Consider the following 20,177-nt stretch of genomic DNA (forward strand, 5'->3'; position numbering starts at 1 on the left):
TGGTCTGCGTCCGACCACCAAAACCACCTGCACCGGCGTTGAGATGTTCCGCAAGCTGCTGGACGAAGGTCGTGCTGGTGAGAACTGCGGCGTGCTGCTGCGCGGCACCAAGCGTGATGAAGTCGAGCGTGGTCAGGTACTGGCCAAGCCGGGCACCATCAAGCCGCACACCAAGTTCGAAGCTGAAGTGTACGTTCTGTCCAAAGAAGAAGGTGGTCGTCACACCCCGTTCTTCAAAGGCTACCGTCCTCAGTTCTACTTCCGTACCACTGACGTGACCGGTTCGTGCGAACTGCCGGAAGGCGTTGAGATGGTAATGCCGGGCGACAACATCAAAATGGTTGTCACCCTGATCAAGCCGATCGCCATGGAAGACGGCCTGCGCTTCGCAATTCGCGAAGGTGGCCGTACCGTTGGTGCTGGCGTGGTTGCCAAGATCGTCGAGTAATCGGTTGATCTGTTCCTCTCAGGCCGGCATAATGGTCGGCCTGATTTTGCTTTAGGTCAGTAGCTCAATTGGCAGAGCGGCGGTCTCCAAAACCGCAGGTTGGGGGTTCGATTCCCTCCTGACCTGCCATTTTCTAACGAATCTGGCGTGTCTTTCACAGGATCCTCTCGAATGAATGTTAAGGCTGAAGCCAAAGACTCTCGCTTTGATCTGGTCAAGTGGCTGGTTGTCGCTGCCCTGGTTGCTGTGGGTGTCGTCGGTAATCAGTACTTCTCTGCTGAGCCGGTTCTGTATCGCGTTCTGGGCTTGGTTGCGTTGGCTGCTGTTGCTGCTTTTGTGGCGTTTCAGACTGCTCGTGGTCAAGCGTTCGCGGTGCTGCTGAAAGAAGCGCGCGTCGAGATTCGTAAAGTTGTTTGGCCGACCCGCCAGGAAACCATGCAGACCACTCTGATTGTGGTTGCGGTGGTTCTGGTAATGGCGCTGCTGTTGTGGGGGCTCGATTCCCTGCTCGGTTGGCTTGTTTCCCTGATTGTTGGTTAAGGGTGTCTCGTGGCTAAGCGTTGGTACGTCGTGCATGCTTACTCGGGTTACGAGAAGCATGTCATGCGCTCGCTCATCGAGCGCGTGAAACTGGCTGGTATGGAAGATGACTTCGGCGAGATTCTCGTGCCCACTGAAGAAGTGGTCGAGATGCGCAACGGTCAGAAGCGTAAGAGTGAGCGCAAGTTCTTCCCTGGCTATGTTCTGGTGCAGATGGAAATGAACGAGGCGACTTGGCACTTGATCAAGGATACGCCGCGCGTCATGGGCTTCATTGGTGGTACTGCCGACAAGCCGGCGCCGATCACCGAGAAAGAAGCTGAAGCCATTCTGCGTCGTGTTGCCGATAGCGGTGACAAGCCCAAGCCCAAGACTCTGTTCGAGCCGGGCGAAATGGTACGAGTTGTCGATGGCCCGTTTGCCGACTTCGGTGGCGTGGTCGAAGAAGTGAATTACGAAAAGAGCCGCATCCAGGTTGCTGTGACCATCTTCGGTCGCTCCACCCCGGTCGAGCTGGAGTTCAGTCAGGTCGAGAAGGCATAACTGACATAGGCATCCCTCACCCCGCAGCCTTAGGCTGCGGGGTTTTGTCGTCACTGGGATAAATGCGTAAGTAACCTCGGGGAGCCGTCAGGCGTTCGAACCCGAAATTGGAGTAGCTAATGGCTAAGAAGATTCAGGCTTATATCAAGCTGCAGGTTAAAGCCGGTCAGGCAAACCCGTCGCCACCCGTCGGCCCCGCTCTGGGTCAGCACGGCGTAAACATCATGGAATTCTGCAAGGCGTTCAACGCCAAGACTCAGGGCATGGAGCCTGGTCTGCCGACTCCTGTGATCATCACTGTTTACAGCGACCGCAGCTTCACCTTTGAAACCAAGAGCACCCCGGCATCGGTACTGCTGAAGAAGGCTGCAGGCCTGACCAGCGGCTCCGCTCGCCCGAACACCGTTAAAGTAGGCACCGTTACCCGTGCTCAGCTGGAAGAGATCGCCAAGACCAAACAGGCTGATCTGACTGCCGCTGACCTGGATGCGGCCGTGCGCACCATCGCCGGCTCCGCTCGTAGCATGGGCCTGAACGTGGAGGGTGTGTAATGGCTAAGTTGACCAAGCGCCAAAAGGCCATCGCCGAGAAAGTCGAAGCAGGCAAAGCCTACAGCTTCGAAGAAGCGGCAACTCTGCTGGCTTCGCTGCCTGCTGCCAAGTTCGTCGAATCTTTCGACGTCGCTGTGAATCTGGGCGTTGATCCGCGTAAATCCGACCAGGTTGTACGTGGCGCCACCGTTCTGCCGAACGGCACTGGCAAGACTGTACGCGTTGCCGTGTTCACCCAGGGTCCGGGCGCTGAAGCTGCCCTGGCTGCCGGTGCTGACAAAGTCGGTATGGACGATCTGGCTGCCGAAATGAAAGCCGGCGACCTGAACTATGACGTGGTCATTGCTTCTCCGGACGCCATGCGTGTTGTTGGCCAGCTGGGCCAGGTACTGGGCCCGCGCGGCCTGATGCCGAACCCGAAAGTCGGCACCGTTACCCCGGACGTCGCTACCGCTGTCAAGAACGCCAAGGCTGGTCAGGTGCGTTTCCGTACCGACAAGAACGGCATCATCCACACCTCCGTTGGCAAGATCGGCTTCGAAGCCGCTGCGCTGAAGCAGAACGTGGAAGCCCTGCTGTCCGACCTGAAGCGTCTGAAGCCGTCGACCTCGAAAGGCATCTACGTCAAGCGTGTGACCCTGAGCACCACCATGGGTCCGGGTCTGATCATCGATCAGGCTTCGCTCGACGCGTAAGTGATTGGGCCGGTAGCGTGCGCGCTGCCGGCTTTGAAAGATTGGGGTCCCTGCCTGGCGGGGGCTATCCAAGACCGTAGGTGACACATGTTTTAAACGTCAGGTTTGCCTGATGGCCTACGCAGATGGTGCTCCCGATTCGTTACCGAATCAGACACCAAAACGCCGCCGAACTTTGGTTTGGCGATACGGTAAAAACCAGGAGTAAACCCGTGGCAATTAAACTCGAAGACAAGAAGGCCATCGTCGCTGAAGTCAACGAGGCTGCCAAAGCCGGTCTGTCCGCTGTCGTGGCTGATGCCCGTGGCGTGACCGTCGGCGCAATGACCGGACTCCGTAAAGAGGCCCGCGAAGCTGGTGTGTACGTGAAAGTCGTGCGTAACACCCTGCTCAAGCGCGCCGTTGAAGGCACTCAGTTCGACGTGCTCAACGACGTGTTCAAAGGCCCGACCCTGATCGCATTCTCCAACGAACACCCGGGCGCTGCTGCTCGTCTGTTCAAGGATTTTGCCAAGGGTCAGGACAAGTTCGAGATCAAGGCAGCTGCGTTCGAGGGCAAGTACCTCGCAGCAAACCAGATCGACGTACTGGCAAGTCTGCCGACCCGCGACGAGGGCATCGCCCAGCTGATGAGCGTTATTCAAGGCGCCACCAGCAAACTCGCTCGCACTCTGGCAGCCATTCGCGACCAGAAAGAAGCTGCCGCTGCCTAAGGCTGCGTGAGCTCTTTCGAAATCAAACGTTTAATTTGATGGTCGCGTAGGCCGTCACCCCAATACAGGAATTGATAGTCATGTCTCTGACTAACGAGCAAATCATCGAAGCTATCGGCCAGAAATCCGTTATGGAAATCGTTGAGCTGATCAAAGCGATGGAAGAAACCTTCGGCGTTACCGCTGCTGCTGCTGTTGCCGCTGGCCCGGCTGCTGCCGCTGCCGCTGTTGAAGAGCAAACCGAGTTCAACGTTGTTCTGACTGAAGCTGGCGAGAAGAAAGTCAACGTGATCAAGGCAGTTCGCGAGCTGACCGGTCTGGGCCTGAAAGAAGCCAAGGAGAAGGTTGACACCGCTCCTCAGGTCGTCGCTGAAGGTCTGACCAAAGAAGCTGCTGAAGACGCCAAGAAGAAGCTGGAAGAAGCTGGCGCCAAGGTCGAGCTCAAGTAAGTTCGTACCTTGCGTCTACAGCCCGAGCGATTCGCACAAGGCTGATGGCTGGTGGCTTTTGCCACCGGCCTTTTTCCGTTCTAGGTTGGCTGTTCAGCAGCCTGCCTGGAGCCGAAAAGATCCCGCCCGAGAGGCGGTTGCAAACCGAGGGTTTGCACGATTTTCTGGTCATCGCCGCCGGCGCTGGCCAAACAAGCAGGTGACCAAGCTGGGGAACGCTGATGGCTTACTCATACACTGAGAAAAAACGTATCCGCAAGGACTTTAGCAAGTTGCCGGATGTCATGGATGTGCCTTACCTCCTGGCCATCCAGCTGGATTCGTACCGCGAATTCCTGCAGCAAGGGGTGAGCAAGGAACAGTTCCGCGACATCGGCCTGCATGCGGCCTTCAAATCGGTATTCCCGATCATCAGCTACTCCGGCAACGCCGCCCTGGAGTACGTCGGCTATCGCCTGGGCGAGCCGGCGTTCGACGTCAAGGAGTGCGTGCTGCGTGGCGTGACCTTCGCCGTGCCGCTGCGCGTGAAAGTGCGCTTGATCATTTTCGACAAAGAATCGTCGAACAAAGCGATCAAGGACATCAAAGAGCAAGAAGTGTACATGGGCGAGATTCCGCTCATGACCGAAAACGGTACCTTCGTCATCAACGGTACCGAGCGCGTCATCGTGTCCCAGCTGCACCGTTCGCCGGGCGTGTTCTTCGACCACGACCGTGGCAAGACCCACAGCTCGGGCAAGCTGCTGTACTCCGCTCGCATCATTCCTTACCGCGGTTCGTGGTTGGACTTCGAGTTCGACCCGAAGGACGCGGTATTCGTACGTATCGACCGTCGCCGCAAACTGCCGGCTTCCGTCCTGCTGCGTGCACTGGGCTACAGCACTGAAGAAGTGCTGGATGCCTTCTATGACACCAACGTCTACCACGTGAAGGGCGAGAGCCTGAACCTGGAGCTGGTTCCGCAGCGTCTGCGCGGCGAAGTCGCCGTTCTCGACATCAAGGACGGCAGCGGCAAGGTGATCGTGGAGCAGGGGCGTCGTATCACGGCTCGCCACATCAACCAGCTGGACAAGGCTGGCATCAAAGAGCTGGAAGTTCCGCTCGACTACGTGATTGGCCGTACCACTGCCAAGGCGATCGTGCACCCAGCTACCGGCGAAATCATCGCCGAGTGCAACACCGAGCTGACCGCCGACCTGCTGGTCAAGATGGCCAAGGCACAGGTGGTTCGCTTCGAGACCCTGTACACCAACGACATCGATTGTGGCCCGTTCATCAGCGACACGCTGAAGATCGACAGCACCACCAATCAGTTGGAAGCGCTGGTCGAGATCTACCGCATGATGCGTCCTGGCGAGCCGCCAACCAAGGATGCTGCCGAGACCCTGTTCAACAACCTGTTCTTCAGCGCCGAGCGTTACGACCTGTCCGCCGTGGGCCGCATGAAGTTCAACCGTCGTATCGGTCGCACCGAGATCGAAGGTTCGGGCGTGCTGAGCAAGGAAGACATCGTTGCCGTACTGAAGACCCTGGTCGATATCCGTAACGGCAAGGGCATCGTCGACGACATCGACCACCTGGGTAACCGCCGCGTACGTTGCGTCGGCGAGATGGCCGAGAACCAGTTCCGCGTTGGCCTTGTGCGCGTCGAGCGTGCGGTCAAAGAGCGTCTGTCGATGGCTGAAAGCGAAGGCCTGATGCCGCAAGACCTGATCAACGCCAAGCCGGTTGCGGCGGCGGTGAAAGAGTTCTTCGGTTCCAGCCAGCTCTCGCAGTTCATGGACCAGAACAACCCGCTCTCCGAGATCACCCACAAGCGCCGTGTTTCTGCACTCGGCCCAGGTGGTCTGACTCGTGAGCGCGCTGGCTTCGAAGTCCGCGACGTACACCCGACCCACTATGGTCGCGTATGTCCGATCGAAACCCCTGAAGGTCCGAACATCGGTCTGATCAACTCGCTGGCTGCCTACGCTCGCACCAACCAGTACGGCTTCCTGGAAAGCCCGTACCGCGTGGTCAAGGAAGGTCAGGTCACCGACGAGATCGTGTTCCTGTCCGCCATCGAAGAGGCCGATCATGTGATCGCTCAGGCATCCGCGACCCTGAACGACAAGGGTCAGCTGATCGACGAGCTGGTAGCTGTTCGTCACCTGAACGAGTTCACTGTCAAGGCGCCGGAAGACGTCACCCTGATGGACGTTTCGCCGAAGCAGGTTGTTTCCGTTGCTGCCTCGCTGATTCCGTTCCTCGAGCACGACGACGCCAACCGTGCACTCATGGGTTCGAACATGCAGCGTCAGGCTGTACCGACTCTGCGCGCCGACAAGCCGCTGGTAGGTACCGGCATGGAGCGCAACGTCGCCCGTGACTCCGGCGTCTGCGTCGTGGCCCGTCGCGGCGGTGTGATCGACTCGGTCGACGCCAGCCGTATCGTGGTTCGTGTCAACGATGACGAAGTCGAAACTGGCGAAGCCGGTGTCGACATCTACAACCTGACCAAATACACCCGCTCCAACCAGAACACCTGCATCAACCAGCGTCCGCTGGTGAGCAAAGGTGACAAGGTTGCGCGTAGCGACATCATGGCTGACGGTCCGTCCACCGACATGGGTGAACTGGCGCTGGGTCAGAACATGCGCGTTGCGTTCATGCCGTGGAACGGCTTCAACTTCGAAGACTCCATCTGCCTGTCCGAGCGTGTGGTTCAGGAAGATCGCTTCACCACGATCCACATCCAGGAACTGACCTGCGTGGCGCGTGACACCAAGCTCGGCCCAGAGGAAATCTCCTCTGACATCCCGAACGTTGGCGAAGCGGCGCTGAACAAGCTGGACGAAGCCGGTATCGTCTACGTCGGTGCCGAAGTTGGCCCGGGCGACATCCTGGTTGGTAAGGTCACCCCGAAAGGTGAGACCCAGCTGACTCCGGAAGAGAAACTGCTGCGTGCGATCTTCGGTGAGAAGGCGTCCGACGTTAAGGACACCTCCCTGCGTGTGCCGACTGGCACCAAAGGCACCGTCATCGACGTGCAGGTCTTCACCCGTGACGGCGTGGAGCGCGACTCGCGTGCCCTGTCCATCGAGAAGATGCAGCTGGACGAGATCCGCAAAGACCTCAACGAAGAGTTCCGTATCGTCGAAGGCGCAACCTTCGAGCGTCTGCGTTCCGCTCTGGTTGGCGCGACTGCCGAAGGCGGCGCTGGTCTGAAGAAAGGCACTGCGATCACCGACGAGTTCCTCGACGGTCTTGAGCGTGGCCAGTGGTTCAAACTGCGCATGGCCGAAGACGCTCTGAACGAGCAGCTGGAGAAGGCTCAGGCCTACATCTCCGACCGCCGTCAGATGCTCGACGACAAGTTCGAAGACAAGAAGCGCAAGCTGCAGCAGGGCGATGACCTGGCTCCGGGCGTACTGAAGATCGTCAAGGTCTACCTGGCCATCCGTCGTCGCATCCAGCCGGGTGACAAGATGGCCGGTCGTCACGGTAACAAGGGTGTCGTCTCGGTGATCATGCCGGTCGAAGACATGCCGCACGACGCCAACGGTACTCCGGTCGACATCGTACTGAACCCGCTGGGTGTACCGTCGCGTATGAACGTCGGTCAGATTCTCGAAACCCACCTGGGCCTCGCGGCCAAGGGCCTGGGCGAGAAGATCAACCGCATGCTCGAAGAGCAGCGCAAGATCGCCGAACTGCGCAAGTTCCTCGCTGAGATCTACAACGAGATCGGTGGTCGTCAGGAAAACCTCGACGAGTTCTCCGATACCGAGATCCTCGAGCTGGCGAAGAACCTCAAGGGCGGTGTACCGATGGCGACTGCCGTGTTCGACGGCGCCAAGGAAACCGAGATCAAGGCCATGCTGAAGCTGGCTGATCTGCCGGAGAGCGGCCAGATGCGCCTGTTCGACGGTCGTACCGGTAACCAGTTCGAGCGTCCGACCACCGTCGGCTACATGTACATGCTCAAACTGAACCACCTGGTGGACGACAAGATGCACGCCCGTTCCACTGGTTCCTACAGCCTGGTTACCCAGCAGCCGCTGGGTGGTAAGGCGCAGTTCGGTGGTCAGCGTTTCGGGGAGATGGAGGTCTGGGCACTGGAAGCCTATGGCGCCGCCTACACCCTGCAGGAAATGCTGACCGTGAAGTCGGACGACGTGAACGGCCGTACCAAGATGTACAAGAACATCGTGGATGGCGATCACCGTATGGAGCCGGGCATGCCCGAGTCCTTCAACGTACTGATCAAAGAGATCCGTTCGCTCGGCATCGATATCGATCTGGAAACCGAATAACACGACGTGAATCGGCAGCGGGGCTAGTCCAGCCCGCTGCCCGCTCCGCCAGGAGGAAAGGCCTTGAAAGACCTACTGAATTTGCTGAAAAACCAGGGTCAGATCGAAGAGTTCGACGCCATCCGTATCGGATTGGCCTCGCCTGAGATGATCCGTTCGTGGTCGTTCGGTGAAGTTAAAAAGCCGGAAACCATCAACTACCGTACCTTCAAGCCAGAGCGCGATGGCCTGTTCTGCGCCAAGATCTTTGGCCCGGTAAAGGACTACGAGTGCCTGTGCGGTAAGTACAAGCGCCTCAAGCACCGCGGTGTGATCTGCGAGAAGTGCGGCGTTGAAGTCGCCCTGGCCAAGGTTCGTCGTGAGCGCATGGCGCACATCGAGCTGGCCTCGCCGGTTGCCCACATCTGGTTCCTGAAGTCGCTGCCGTCCCGTATCGGCCTGCTGATGGACATGACCCTGCGTGACATCGAGCGCGTGCTCTATTTCGAGAGCTACGTCGTGATCGACCCGGGCATGACCACCCTCGAGAAGGGTCAGCTGCTGAACGACGAGCAGTACTTCGAAGCCCTCGAAGAGTTCGGTGACGACTTCGACGCGCGCATGGGCGCCGAGGCCGTTCGCGAGCTGCTGCACGCCATCGACCTGGATCACGAGATCGGCCGCCTGCGTGAAGAGATTCCGCAGACCAACTCCGAGACCAAGATCAAGAAGCTGTCCAAGCGCCTGAAGCTGATGGAAGCGTTCAAGGACTCCGGCAACCTGCCGGAGTGGATGGTGCTGACTGTTCTGCCGGTTCTGCCGCCGGATCTGCGCCCGCTCGTTCCGCTCGATGGTGGCCGTTTCGCCACGTCCGACCTGAACGACCTGTACCGCCGCGTGATCAACCGTAACAACCGTCTGAAGCGCCTGCTCGATCTGTCCGCGCCGGACATCATCGTGCGCAACGAAAAGCGCATGCTGCAGGAAGCGGTCGACGCACTGCTCGACAACGGCCGTCGCGGTCGCGCCATCACTGGCTCGAACAAGCGTCCGCTGAAGTCACTGGCTGACATGATCAAAGGTAAGCAAGGTCGCTTCCGTCAGAACCTGCTCGGTAAGCGCGTGGACTACTCCGGTCGTTCCGTTATTACCGTAGGCCCGACCCTGCGTCTGCACCAGTGCGGTCTGCCGAAGAAGATGGCCCTCGAGCTGTTCAAGCCGTTCATTTTCGGCAAGCTGGAAATGCGTGGTCTGGCGACCACCATCAAGGCTGCCAAGAAGATGGTCGAGCGTGAGCTGCCGGAAGTGTGGGACGTTCTCGCTGAAGTGATTCGCGAACACCCCGTACTGCTCAACCGTGCACCGACCCTGCACCGTCTGGGCATCCAGGCGTTCGAACCGGTACTGATCGAAGGTAAAGCGATCCAGCTGCACCCGCTGGTCTGCGCCGCGTACAACGCCGACTTCGACGGTGACCAGATGGCCGTTCACGTGCCGCTGACGCTGGAAGCCCAGCTCGAAGCGCGTGCGCTGATGATGTCGACCAACAACATCCTGTCGCCCGCCAACGGTGAGCCGATCATCGTGCCGTCGCAGGACGTTGTACTGGGTCTGTACTACATGACCCGCGAAGCCGTTAACGCCAAGGGCGAAGGTCGCGTATTCGCCGACCTGCAGGAAGTCGACCGCGTGTTCCGCGCGGGCGAAGCGTCCCTGCACGCCCGTGTGAAAGTGCGTATCAACGAGGTCATCAAAGACCGCGACGGCAGCATCACCAAGAACACCCGTATCGTCGACACCACCGTCGGCCGTGCGCTGCTGTTCCAGATCGTACCGGCCGGCCTGTCCTACGACGTGGTCAACCAGTCGATGAAGAAGAAGGCGATCTCCAAGCTGATCAACCAGTGCTACCGCACCGTTGGTCTGAAGGACACCGTCATCTTCGCTGACCAGCTGATGTACACCGGTTTCGCTTACTCGACCATCTCCGGTGTGTCGATCGGCGTGAACGACTTCGTCATCCCGGACGAGAAGGCGCGCATCATCGACGCTGCCACCGAGGAAGTGAAGGAAATCGAGTCGCAGTACGCCTCCGGCCTGGTTACCCAGGGCGAGAAGTACAACAAGGTGATCGACCTCTGGTCGAAGGCCAACGATGAAGTCTCCAAGGCGATGATGGCCAACCTCTCGAAAGAGCCGGTTGTCGATCGCGAAGGCAAGACCGTCGAGCAGGAGTCCTTCAACTCCATGTACATGATGGCGGATTCCGGTGCTCGTGGTAGCGCCGCCCAGATCCGTCAGCTGGCCGGTATGCGTGGTCTGATGGCCAAGCCGGACGGCTCCATCATCGAAACGCCGATCACCGCGAACTTCCGCGAAGGTCTGTCGGTTCTGCAGTACTTCATCTCCACCCACGGTGCTCGTAAAGGTCTGGCGGATACCGCACTGAAGACCGCGAACTCCGGTTACCTGACTCGTCGTCTGGTCGACGTGGCCCAGGACCTGGTGGTGACCGAGATCGATTGCGGCACCGAGCACGGTCTGCTGATGACGCCGCACATCGAAGGCGGCGACGTGGTCGAGCCGCTGGGTGAGCGCGTACTGGGTCGAGTGATCGCCAAGGACGTGTTCAAGCCAGGCACCGAGGATGTCATCGTTCCGGCCGGCACCCTGATCGACGAGCAGTGGGTCGAGTTCATCGAGCTGAACAGCGTCGACGAAGTGGTCGTGCGTTCGCCGATCACCTGCGAAACCCGCTTCGGCATCTGCGCCAAGTGCTACGGCCGCGATCTGGCTCGTGGTCACCAGGTCAACATCGGTGAAGCTGTCGGCGTTATCGCCGCCCAGTCCATCGGTGAGCCGGGTACCCAGCTGACCATGCGTACCTTCCACATCGGTGGTGCTGCAAGCCGTACTTCGGCTGCCGACAGCGTCCAGGTGAAGAACGGTGGTGCGATCCGTCTGCACAACCTCAAGCACGTCGAGCGCGTGGACGGCAATCTGGTAGCGGTTTCCCGCTCCGGCGAGCTGGCTGTGGCTGACGAGTTCGGTCGTGAGCGTGAGCGCTACAAGCTGCCGTACGGTGCCGTGATTTCCGTGAAGGAAGGCGACAAGGTCGACGCTGGCGCCATCGTCGCCAAGTGGGACCCGCACACCCACCCGATCGTGACCGAAATGAAGGGTACCGTGACCTTCGTCGGCATGGAGGAGGGCATCACCATCAAGCGTCAGACCGACGAACTGACCGGTCTGACCAACATCGAGGTTCTCGATCCGAAGGATCGTCCGGCTGCTGGCAAGGACATTCGTCCGGCCATCAAGATGGTCGACGCCAACGGCAAGGAACTGCTGCTGCCGGGTACCGACGTTCCCGCTCAGTACTTCCTGCCAGCCAACGCCCTGGTCGGCGTGGCTGACGGTGCGCAGATCGCGGTCGGTGACGTTATCGCCCGTATCCCGCAAGAGACCTCGAAAACTCGCGACATCACCGGTGGTCTGCCGCGCGTTGCCGACCTGTTCGAAGCCCGTCGTCCGAAGGAAGCTTCGATCCTGGCCGAAATCAGCGGCACCATTTCGTTCGGTAAAGAGACCAAGGGCAAGCGCCGCCTGGTCATCACCCCGACCGATGGTAGCGATCCGTACGAGGAGCTGATTCCGAAGTGGCGTCACCTGAACGTCTTCGAAGGCGAACAAGTGAACCGCGGCGAAGTTATCTCCGACGGCCCGAGCGATCCGCACGACATCCTGCGTCTGCTGGGTGTGAGCGCGCTGGCCAAGTACATCGTCAACGAGATCCAGGACGTTTACCGTCTGCAGGGCGTGAAGATCAACGACAAGCACATCGAGACCATCCTGCGTCAGATGCTGCGTAAGGTTGAAGTCAGCGAGTCCGGCGATTCGTCCTTCATCAAGGGCGATCAAATGGAGCTCACCCAGGTTCTGGGCGAGAACGAGCGTCTGACTGAAGAGGACAAGTTTGTCGCCAAGTACACCCGCGTACTGCTGGGTATCACCAAGGCGTCGCTGTCCACCGAGTCGTTCATCTCGGCTGCGTCCTTCCAGGAAACCACCCGCGTCCTCACCGAGGCAGCGGTTACTGGCAAGCGCGACTACCTGCGTGGTCTGAAAGAGAACGTGGTCGTGGGTCGCCTGATCCCGGCTGGTACCGGTCTGGCCTATCACAGCGAGCGCAAGCGCAAGCGTGATGCCGACAAGCCGGTGCGCGTCAGCGCCAGTGAGGTGGAAGCCGCACTGACCGAAGCGCTGAACTCCAGCGGAAATTGAGTCGAAGCCTCGCTAGTTCGCTAGCGGGGCTTTGCCTTGACTGGGGGCGTGAGTCTCTTTAGACTCATGCACCCCTAAATTTGGCAGGGCGCTGTGCTCTGCCATCTTTATTTGTGAGCGTCGAAAGACAACAGTGGAGCTAGTAGATGGCAACTATCAACCAGCTGGTACGTCAGCCGCGTAAGCGTATCGTCGAGAAATCCGACGTACCTGCGCTGCAGAACTGCCCGCAACGTCGTGGCGTGTGCACTCGCGTGTACACCACTACGCCGAAAAAACCTAACTCGGCACTGCGTAAAGTATGCCGCGTGCGTCTGACCAACGGTTTCGAGGTTTCCTCGTACATCGGTGGTGAAGGCCACAACCTGCAAGAGCACAGCGTCGTGCTGATCCGTGGCGGTCGTGTAAAAGACCTTCCGGGTGTGCGCTACCACACCGTGCGTGGTTCGCTGGATACCTCCGGCGTCAAAGACCGTAAGCAGGGTCGTTCCAAGTACGGTACCAAGCGTCCGAAATAAGGTCGCTTGAATCTTTATATTTAGTTGAGTCGATAAGAGTAAGGTCGGGCGCGGCTTTTGCCGAAAGTCCCGGGCTAACCTGAAGACCGTTTGAGGGCTTATCATGCCAAGACGTCGTGTAGCAGCAAAACGTGAGATTCTCGACGATCCGAAGTACGGGTCGCAGATCCTCGCCAAGTTCATGAACCACGTGATGGAAAGCGGCAAGAAGGCCGTGGCCGAGCGCATCGTTTACGGTGCTCTGGACACAGTCAAAGCACGCAAGAACAGCGATCCCCTGGAGATCTTCGAGAAAGCTCTCGACGCCATCGCTCCGCTGGTCGAAGTCAAGTCCCGCCGTGTAGGCGGTGCTACCTACCAGGTTCCGGTCGAAGTTCGTCCGTCGCGTCGTAACGCTCTGGCAATGCGCTGGCTCGTAGACTACGCCCGCAAGCGCGGCGAGAAGTCCATGGCTCTGCGGCTGGCTGGTGAGCTGCTGGATGCTGCTGAAGGCAAAGGCGCTGCTGTCAAGAAGCGTGAAGACGTGCACCGCATGGCTGAAGCCAACAAGGCTTTCTCGCACTACCGCTTCTAATCCCGGCTCCACTAACCTTGCGAGGGCTTTATGGCTCGTAATACAGCAATTAACCGCTACCGTAATATTGGTATCTGTGCCCACGTTGACGCGGGCAAGACCACCACTACCGAGCGGATCCTGTTCTACACAGGCCTGAGCCACAAGATGGGCGAGGTGCATGATGGCGCCGCGACCACCGACTGGATGGTTCAGGAGCAGGAGCGTGGTATTACCATTACTTCTGCTGCCATCACCACCTTCTGGAAAGGTTCGGTTGGTCAGTACGACAACTACCGCGTAAACGTCATCGATACCCCCGGTCACGTTGACTTCACCATTGAAGTAGAGCGCTCGCTGCGCGTACTCGACGGTGCGGTCGTTGTGTTCTGTGGTACTTCGGGCGTTGAGCCGCAGTCCGAAACCGTATGGCGTCAGGCCAACAAGTACGGTGTTCCGCGTGTTGTCTACGTGAACAAGATGGACCGTGCTGGTGCTAACTTCCTGCGTGTCGTCGGTCAGATCAAGAACCGTCTGGGTCACACCCCGGTACCGATTCAGATCGCCATCGGCGCCGAAGATAACTTCGAAGGTCAGGTCGACCTGATCAAGATGAAGGCTATCTACTGGAACGAAGACGACAAGGGCACTACCTATCGCGAGGAAGAGATTCCTGCTGAGCTGGTAGACCTGGCAAACGAGTGGCGCTCGAACATGGTTGAGGCTGCTGCCGAAGCCAACGAAGAGCTGATGAACAAGTACCTTGAAGAAGGTGACCTGTCCGTCGAGGAGATCAAGGCTGGTCTGCGCGCCCGTACTCTGGCTAGCGAGATCGTCCCGGCTGTCTGCGGCTCCTCGTTCAAGAACAAGGGTGTTCCCCTGGTTCTCGACGCCGTTATCGACTTCCTGCCTGCTCCGACCGAGATCCCGGCGATCAAGGGTATTCACCCGGATCTGGCTGACAAGCCGAAAGAAGAGATTGCCGAAGCCGATTACGACGAGCGTCATGCCGACGACAACGAGCCGTTCTCGGCTCTGGCGTTCAAGATCGCTACCGACCCGTTCGTCGGTACGCTGACCTTCGTTCGTGTCTACTCGGGCGTTCTGGAGTCTGGCCAATCGGTCATCAACTCCGTGAAAGGCAAGAAAGAGCGCGTTGGTCGTATGGTGCAGATGCACGCCAACCAGCGTGAAGAGATCAAAGAAGTACGCGCTGGTGACATCGCTGCTCTGATCGGCATGAAGGACGTCACCACTGGCGAAACCCTGTGCGATCCGGACAAGCAGATCATCCTCGAGCGTATGGACTTCCCGGAGCCGGTCATTTCGGTAGCTGTAGAGCCGAAAACCAAGGCTGACCAGGAGAAGATGGGTATCGCTCTGGGCAAGCTGGCTCAGGAAGACCCGTCGTTCCGCGTCAAGACTGACGAAGAAACCGGTCAGACCATCATCTCCGGTATGGGTGAACTGCACCTGGACATCCTCGTTGACCGCATGAAGCGCGAGTTCAACGTCGAGGCCAACATCGGTAAGCCGCAGGTTTCCTACCGTGAAACCATCACCAAGGACGCTGTCGAGATCGAAGGTAAGTTCGTTCGTCAGTCCGGTGGTCGCGGTCAGTTCGGTCACTGCTGGATTCGTTTCTCGACTCCGGACGTGGACGACAAGGGCAACATCACCGAAGGTCTGGTGTTCACCAACGAAGTCGTGGGTGGTGTGGTTCCGAAGGAATACATCCCGGCGATCCAGAAGGGTATCGAAGAGCAGATGAAGAACGGCGTTGTTGCCGGTTATCCGCTGATCGGCCTGAAGGCTACCGTGTTCGATGGTTCCTACCACGACGTCGACTCCAACGAGATGGCGTTCAAGATCGCTGCCTCCATGGCGACCAAGCAACTGGCCCAGAAGGGTGGCGGTAAGGTGCTTGAGCCGATCATGAAGGTGGAAGTGGTAACTCCTGAGGACTACATGGGTGACGTGATGGGTGACCTGAACCGTCGTCGCGGTCTGATCCAGGGTATGGAAGATTCGGTGTCCGGTAAGGTTATCCGTGCCGAAGTTCCGCTGGGCGAGATGTTTGGTTACGCTACCGACGTCCGTTCCATGTCCCAGGGTCGCGCCAGCTACTCCATGGAATTCTCCAAGTACGCAGAGGCTCCGGCGAACATCGTCGAAGCACTGGTTAAAAAACAAGGCTAATCCCGCCCTTTAAGTAAGAGGTTTACTGTCGTGGCTAAGGAAAAATTCGAACGTAACAAACCGCACGTCAACGTTGGCACCATCGGTCACGTTGACCACGGTAAAACCACTCTGACCGCTGCTCTGACCCGTGTCTGCTCCGAGGTATTCGGTTCGGCCAAGGTTGACTTCGACAAGATCGATAGCGCGCCGGAAGAGAAGGCTCGTGGTATCACCATCAACACTGCGCACGTAGAGTACGACTCCAACATTCGTCACTACGCGCACGTTGACTGCCCGGGTCACGCCGACTACGTGAAGAACATGATCACCGGTGCTGCCCAGATGGACGGCGCGATCCTGGTCTGCTCGGCTGCCGATGGTCCGATGCCGCAAACTCGTGAGCACATCCTGCTGTCCCGTCAGGTTGGCGTACCGTACATCGTTGTCTTCCTGAACAAGGCTGACATGGTTGACGACGCTGAGCTGCTGGAGCTGGTCGAGATGGAAGTTCGCGACCTGCTGAGCACCTACGATTTCCCGGGCGACGACACTCCGATCATCATCGGTTCCGCGCTGATGGCGCTGAACGGCGAAGACGCCAACGAGATGGGCACCACTGCCGTCAAGAAGCTGGTTGAGACTCTGGACAGCTACATTCCTGAGCCGGTTCGTGCCATCGACCGTCCGTTCCTGATGCCGATCGAAGACGTATTCTCGATCTCCGGCCGCGGTACTGTAGTGACCGGTCGTGTAGAGCGCGGTATCGTCAAGATCCAGGAAGAAATCGAAATCGTTGGTCTGCGTCCGACCACTAAAACCACCTGCACCGGCGTTGAGATGTTCCGCAAGCTGCTGGACGAAGGTCGTGCTGGTGAGAACTGCGGCGTGCTGCTGCGCGGCACCAAGCGTGATGAAGTCGAGCGTGGTCAGGTWCTGGCCAAGCCGGGCACCATCAAGCCGCACACCAAGTTCGAAGCTGAAGTGTACGTTCTGTCCAAAGAAGAAGGTGGTCGTCACACCCCGTTCTTCAAAGGCTACCGTCCTCAGTTCTACCGTTGAGATGGTAATGCCGGGCGACAACATCAAAATGGTTGTCACCCTGATCAAGCCGATCGCCATGGAAGACGGCCTGCGCTTCGCAATTCGCGAAGGTGGTCGTACCGTTGGTGCTGGCGTGGTTGCCAAGATCGTCGAGTAATCAACGATCCGCGGTATAGAAAAGGGCCCTTCGGGGCCCTTTTCTTTTGGATTGGTTAAAAGTTGACACCCCCAGGGGGCATCCGTACAATTGCGCCTCCCTTGAACGGGCGTAGTCCGTCTGTGGGGATTAGCAGCTTGGAATCTGAGGTCAAAATGCAAAACCAACAAATCCGTATTCGGTTGAAGGCTTTTGACCATCGCCTGATCGATCAATCTACCCAGGAAATCGTGGAAACCGCGAAACGTACTGGTGCTCAGGTGCGTGGTCCGATTCCTCTGCCTACTCGTAAGGAGCGGTATACCGTTCTGGTCTCCCCGCACGTCAACAAAGACGCGCGCGATCAGTACGAAATCCGCACTCATAAGCGTGTTCTGGACATCGTCCAGCCGACGGATAAAACCGTTGATGCGCTGATGAAGCTCGACCTTGCGGCAGGCGTGGAAGTGCAGATCAGCCTCGGCTAAAACCTGGCGGTTTTAGTCGTGTAACGCTCTGAAATGGGCGGCCATAGCGGGTGAAAGCCCCGTACACTCATGAGGTTTACAACATGACTATTGGTGTAGTCGGTCGTAAAGCGGGTATGACCCGTATTTTCACCGAAGAAGGTGTCTCCATTCCGGTTACGGTCATTGAGATCGAGCCGAATCGCGTCACCCAGTTTAAAACCGAAGAATCCGATGGCTATCGCGCAGTGCAAGTCACTGTTGGCGAGCGTCGTGCTTCGCGTGTCACAGCAGCTCAAGCTGGCCACTTCGCCAAGGCGAACGTCGCGGCAGGTCGTACCGTTCTGGAGTTCCGTCTTGAAGAAGGCGACTACCAGGCCGGCGATCTGATCAACGCTGAAATTTTCCAAGCTGGTCAACTGGTCGATGTGACCGGTCAGTCCAAAGGTAAAGGCTTCGCCGGTACCATCAAGCGTTGGAACTTCCGCGGCCAGGACAACACTCACGGCAACTCCGTGTCCCACCGTGTTCCGGGTTCCATTGGCCAGTGCCAGACCCCGGGTCGCGTATTCAAGGGCAAGAAGATGTCCGGCCACATGGGTGCTGAGCGCGTTACCGTGCAGTCCCTGGAAGTCGTGCGCGTAGACGCCGAGCGTAATCTGTTGCTGGTCAAGGGTGCCGTTCCTGGCGCTACTGGCGGCGACGTTATCGTTCGTCCGGCTGCCAAGGCGTAAGGGGAGAATCTGAGATGCAATTGAATGTAAATGGCGCTCAGGCGATCGAAGTGTCCGAAGCGACCTTCGGTGGCGAGTTCAACGAGACTCTGGTTCACCAAGCTGTCGTCGCCTACATGGCAGGCGGCCGTCAGGGCACCAAAGGTCAGAAGTCCCGTTCCGACGTTTCCGGTGGCGGTAAGCGCCCATGGCGTCAGAAGGGCACTGGTCGTGCTCGTGCTGGTACCACTCGTGGTCCGATCTGGCGTGGCGGTGGTGTGACCTTCGCAGCGTCCACCCGTAACCATGATCAAAAGCTGAACAAGAAGATGTACCGCGCAGCTCTGCGCTCCATCCTTGCTGAGCTGGTTCGTACCGACCGTCTGGTCGTAGTCGAAGACTTCGCCGTTGATGCGCCGAAGACCAAGACTCTGCTGGCCAAACTCAATGGCCTGGGCCTGACCGACGTGCTGATCGTATCCGACGCTGTCGATGAGAACCTGTACCTGGCTGCCCGCAACCTGCCGCACGTTGATGTACGTGACGTTCAGGGTTCCGATCCGGTCAGCCTGATCGCGTACGAGAAGGTGCTGGTCACCGTTTCGGCCGTGAAGAAATTCGAGGAGCTGCTGGGATGAACCAGGAACGCGTATTCAAAGTGCTGCTTGGCCCGCACATCTCCGAGAAGGCCACGGTTCTGGCTGACAAACAAGGTCAGTTCGTTTTCAAAGTCGCTACCGATGCGACCAAGCTGGAAATCAAGAAGGCTGTCGAAGGCCTGTTCGGCGTGAAGGTTGAGCGCGTTACTACTCAGAACGTTCTGGGTAAGAGCAAGCGCACCGCTCGCGGTCTGGGCAAGCGTAACGACTGGAAGAAGGCAGTTATCTCCCTTCAGCCGGGCCAAGAACTCGATTTCACCAGCAGTGCTGAGTAAGGAAGGGGTGCATCATGGCAATCGTTAAATGCAAACCGACTTCCGCTGGCCGCCGTTTTGTGGTCAAGGTGGTCAATCAGGAGCTGCACAAAGGCGCTCCGTACGCTCCGCTGCTCGAGAAAAAGTCGAAGTCCGGTGGTCGTAACAACAATGGCCGTATTACCACCCGTCATATCGGTGGTGGTCATAAGCAGCATTACCGTCTGGTCGACTTCCGTCGCAACGACAAGGATGGCATCCCTGCCACTGTCGAGCGCGTGGAATACGATCCGAACCGTACTGCTCACATCGCTCTGCTGAAATACGCTGACGGCGAACGTCGCTACATCATCGCTCCGAAGGGCGTTTCTGCTGGCGACCAGCTGATTGCGGGCATCATGGCTCCGATCAAGCCGGGCAACAGTCTGCAGCTGCGCAACATTCCGGTAGGTTCGACCGTTCACGGTATCGAGCTGAAGCCGGGTAAAGGTGCTCAGATCGCTCGTTCCGCTGGCGCTTCCGCTCAGCTGATCGCTCGTGAAGGTGCCTATGTGACTCTGCGTCTGCGCTCCGGCGAAATGCGCAAAGTCCTGTCCGAGTGCCGTGCGACCCTGGGCGAAGTCTCGAACTCCGAGCACAGCCTGCGTTCGCTGGGTAAGGCCGGTGCCAAGCGCTGGCGCGGTGTTCGTCCGACCGTTCGTGGTGTTGCCATGAACCCGGTTGATCACCCGCACGGTGGTGGTGAGGGTCGTACCTCCGGTGGTCGTCATCCGGTGTCGCCATGGGGCTTCCCGACCAAGGGCGCGAAAACCCGTGCTAACAAGCGCACCGACAACATGATCGTCCGTCGTCGCAAGTAAATAGAGGGATACGACAGTGCCACGTTCTCTGAAAAAAGGTCCTTTTATCGATCTTCACCTACTGAAGAAGGTCGAAGCGGCGGTGGAAAAGGGCGAGCGTAAACCAGTCAAAACCTGGTCGCGTCGCTCCATGATCCTGCCGCAGATGGTCGGTCTGACCATCGCTGTGCATAACGGTCGTCAACATGTCCCGGTCCTCGTGAACGAAGACATGGTCGGCCACAAACTGGGCGAATTTGCCGGCACGCGTACCTATCGTGGTCACGTTGCCGACAAGAAAGGCAAGCGTTAAGGGGTT

At 58.5% G+C, this 20,177-nt stretch carries 18 protein-coding genes, 1 tRNA gene and 1 pseudogene; all 20 read left to right on the forward strand.

Translation table 11 applies throughout. From position 1 onward, the window contains the following. Window positions 1-448, forward strand: a 448-nt coding sequence (locus RTH74_RS16305) for an EF-Tu/IF-2/RF-3 family GTPase (RefSeq protein ID WP_316915364.1), incomplete at its 5' end; no start/stop codon positions are given. A gap of 53 nt (window positions 449-501) precedes the next feature. Next, window positions 502-577: transfer RNA gene (locus RTH74_RS16310), tRNA-Trp, on the forward strand. Between the two features lie 42 nt (window positions 578-619). Continuing rightward, window positions 620-988 (forward strand): preprotein translocase subunit SecE, encoded by a 369-nt coding sequence (secE, locus tag RTH74_RS16315; protein WP_004373448.1) that lies wholly within the window; start codon window positions 620-622, stop codon window positions 986-988. A 9-nt stretch (window positions 989-997) separates the two neighbouring features. Then, the gene (nusG, locus tag RTH74_RS16320; protein WP_004373446.1) at window positions 998-1,531 is read left to right on the forward strand and encodes a transcription termination/antitermination protein NusG; all 534 of its coding nucleotides are present in this window, start codon (window positions 998-1,000) and stop codon (window positions 1,529-1,531) included. A 119-nt stretch (window positions 1,532-1,650) separates the two neighbouring features. Then, window positions 1,651-2,082 (forward strand): 50S ribosomal protein L11, encoded by a 432-nt coding sequence (rplK, locus tag RTH74_RS16325; protein WP_004373444.1) that lies wholly within the window; start codon window positions 1,651-1,653, stop codon window positions 2,080-2,082. Then, the gene (gene rplA, locus RTH74_RS16330) at window positions 2,082-2,777 is read left to right on the forward strand and encodes a 50S ribosomal protein L1 (RefSeq protein WP_099526260.1); all 696 of its coding nucleotides are present in this window, start codon (window positions 2,082-2,084) and stop codon (window positions 2,775-2,777) included. Before rplK ends, rplA begins: the two co-directional genes overlap by 1 nt. A gap of 212 nt (window positions 2,778-2,989) precedes the next feature. Beyond that, window positions 2,990-3,490, forward strand: coding sequence for a 50S ribosomal protein L10 (gene rplJ / locus RTH74_RS16335; RefSeq protein WP_037001815.1), 501 nt, complete (start codon window positions 2,990-2,992; stop codon window positions 3,488-3,490). A gap of 80 nt (window positions 3,491-3,570) precedes the next feature. Then, window positions 3,571-3,939 (forward strand): 50S ribosomal protein L7/L12, encoded by a 369-nt coding sequence (rplL, locus tag RTH74_RS16340; protein WP_106735659.1) that lies wholly within the window; start codon window positions 3,571-3,573, stop codon window positions 3,937-3,939. 221 nt (window positions 3,940-4,160) lie between these two features. Then, window positions 4,161-8,234, forward strand: coding sequence for a DNA-directed RNA polymerase subunit beta (gene rpoB / locus RTH74_RS16345; protein WP_106735660.1), 4,074 nt, complete (start codon window positions 4,161-4,163; stop codon window positions 8,232-8,234). Between the two features lie 63 nt (window positions 8,235-8,297). Continuing rightward, the gene (gene rpoC / locus RTH74_RS16350) at window positions 8,298-12,497 is read left to right on the forward strand and encodes a DNA-directed RNA polymerase subunit beta' (protein WP_316915365.1); all 4,200 of its coding nucleotides are present in this window, start codon (window positions 8,298-8,300) and stop codon (window positions 12,495-12,497) included. 146 nt (window positions 12,498-12,643) lie between these two features. Beyond that, complete coding sequence (gene rpsL, locus RTH74_RS16355; protein WP_003463319.1) at window positions 12,644-13,015, forward strand: 30S ribosomal protein S12; 372 nt, start codon at window positions 12,644-12,646, stop codon at window positions 13,013-13,015. A gap of 103 nt (window positions 13,016-13,118) precedes the next feature. Further along, window positions 13,119-13,589 (forward strand): 30S ribosomal protein S7, encoded by a 471-nt coding sequence (gene rpsG / locus RTH74_RS16360; protein WP_003246741.1) that lies wholly within the window; start codon window positions 13,119-13,121, stop codon window positions 13,587-13,589. A 30-nt stretch (window positions 13,590-13,619) separates the two neighbouring features. Further along, a complete protein-coding gene (gene fusA / locus RTH74_RS16365) occupies window positions 13,620-15,767 on the forward strand; it encodes an elongation factor G (RefSeq protein WP_099526263.1) in 2,148 nt (715 codons plus the stop codon). Between the two features lie 30 nt (window positions 15,768-15,797). After that, window positions 15,798-16,947: pseudogene (tuf, locus tag RTH74_RS16370) on the forward strand (elongation factor Tu). Between the two features lie 155 nt (window positions 16,948-17,102). Beyond that, window positions 17,103-17,414, forward strand: coding sequence for a 30S ribosomal protein S10 (rpsJ, locus tag RTH74_RS16375; RefSeq protein ID WP_003463313.1), 312 nt, complete (start codon window positions 17,103-17,105; stop codon window positions 17,412-17,414). An 83-nt stretch (window positions 17,415-17,497) separates the two neighbouring features. Continuing rightward, window positions 17,498-18,127 (forward strand): 50S ribosomal protein L3, encoded by a 630-nt coding sequence (gene rplC / locus RTH74_RS16380; protein WP_017675621.1) that lies wholly within the window; start codon window positions 17,498-17,500, stop codon window positions 18,125-18,127. A gap of 14 nt (window positions 18,128-18,141) precedes the next feature. Continuing rightward, window positions 18,142-18,744 (forward strand): 50S ribosomal protein L4, encoded by a 603-nt coding sequence (gene rplD, locus RTH74_RS16385; RefSeq protein WP_036999711.1) that lies wholly within the window; start codon window positions 18,142-18,144, stop codon window positions 18,742-18,744. Further along, complete coding sequence (gene rplW, locus RTH74_RS16390; RefSeq protein ID WP_003463306.1) at window positions 18,741-19,040, forward strand: 50S ribosomal protein L23; 300 nt, start codon at window positions 18,741-18,743, stop codon at window positions 19,038-19,040. Before rplD ends, rplW begins: the two co-directional genes overlap by 4 nt. A 14-nt stretch (window positions 19,041-19,054) precedes the next feature. Further along, a complete protein-coding gene (gene rplB / locus RTH74_RS16395) occupies window positions 19,055-19,879 on the forward strand; it encodes a 50S ribosomal protein L2 (RefSeq protein ID WP_017675619.1) in 825 nt (274 codons plus the stop codon). Between the two features lie 16 nt (window positions 19,880-19,895). Continuing rightward, a complete protein-coding gene (gene rpsS / locus RTH74_RS16400; RefSeq protein ID WP_003463302.1) occupies window positions 19,896-20,171 on the forward strand; it encodes a 30S ribosomal protein S19 in 276 nt (91 codons plus the stop codon). Window positions 20,172-20,177: the final 6 nt, after the last annotated feature.

This window comes from Pseudomonas sp. zfem001 (assembly GCF_032621725.1).
Lineage (GTDB): Bacteria > Pseudomonadota > Gammaproteobacteria > Pseudomonadales > Pseudomonadaceae > Aquipseudomonas > Aquipseudomonas sediminis.

Excerpts from the sequence above, each read along its gene's own strand:
- rplB (WP_017675619.1), top strand. The coding sequence starts at position 19,055 with ATGGCAATCGTTAAATGCAAACCGACTTCCGCTGGCCGCCGTTTTGTG.
- fusA (WP_099526263.1), top strand. The coding sequence starts at position 13,620 with ATGGCTCGTAATACAGCAATTAACCGCTACCGTAATATTGGTATCTGT.
- rpsL (WP_003463319.1), top strand. The coding sequence starts at position 12,644 with ATGGCAACTATCAACCAGCTGGTACGTCAGCCGCGTAAGCGTATCGTC.
- rpsG (WP_003246741.1), top strand. The coding sequence starts at position 13,119 with ATGCCAAGACGTCGTGTAGCAGCAAAACGTGAGATTCTCGACGATCCG.
- rpoB (WP_106735660.1), top strand. The coding sequence starts at position 4,161 with ATGGCTTACTCATACACTGAGAAAAAACGTATCCGCAAGGACTTTAGC.
- rplD (WP_036999711.1), top strand. The coding sequence starts at position 18,142 with ATGCAATTGAATGTAAATGGCGCTCAGGCGATCGAAGTGTCCGAAGCG.
- rplA (WP_099526260.1), top strand. The coding sequence starts at position 2,082 with ATGGCTAAGTTGACCAAGCGCCAAAAGGCCATCGCCGAGAAAGTCGAA.
- rpsJ (WP_003463313.1), top strand. The coding sequence starts at position 17,103 with ATGCAAAACCAACAAATCCGTATTCGGTTGAAGGCTTTTGACCATCGC.
- rplC (WP_017675621.1), top strand. The coding sequence starts at position 17,498 with ATGACTATTGGTGTAGTCGGTCGTAAAGCGGGTATGACCCGTATTTTC.
- rplK (WP_004373444.1), top strand. The coding sequence starts at position 1,651 with ATGGCTAAGAAGATTCAGGCTTATATCAAGCTGCAGGTTAAAGCCGGT.
- rplW (WP_003463306.1), top strand. The coding sequence starts at position 18,741 with ATGAACCAGGAACGCGTATTCAAAGTGCTGCTTGGCCCGCACATCTCC.
- rplL (WP_106735659.1), top strand. The coding sequence starts at position 3,571 with ATGTCTCTGACTAACGAGCAAATCATCGAAGCTATCGGCCAGAAATCC.
- secE (WP_004373448.1), top strand. The coding sequence starts at position 620 with ATGAATGTTAAGGCTGAAGCCAAAGACTCTCGCTTTGATCTGGTCAAG.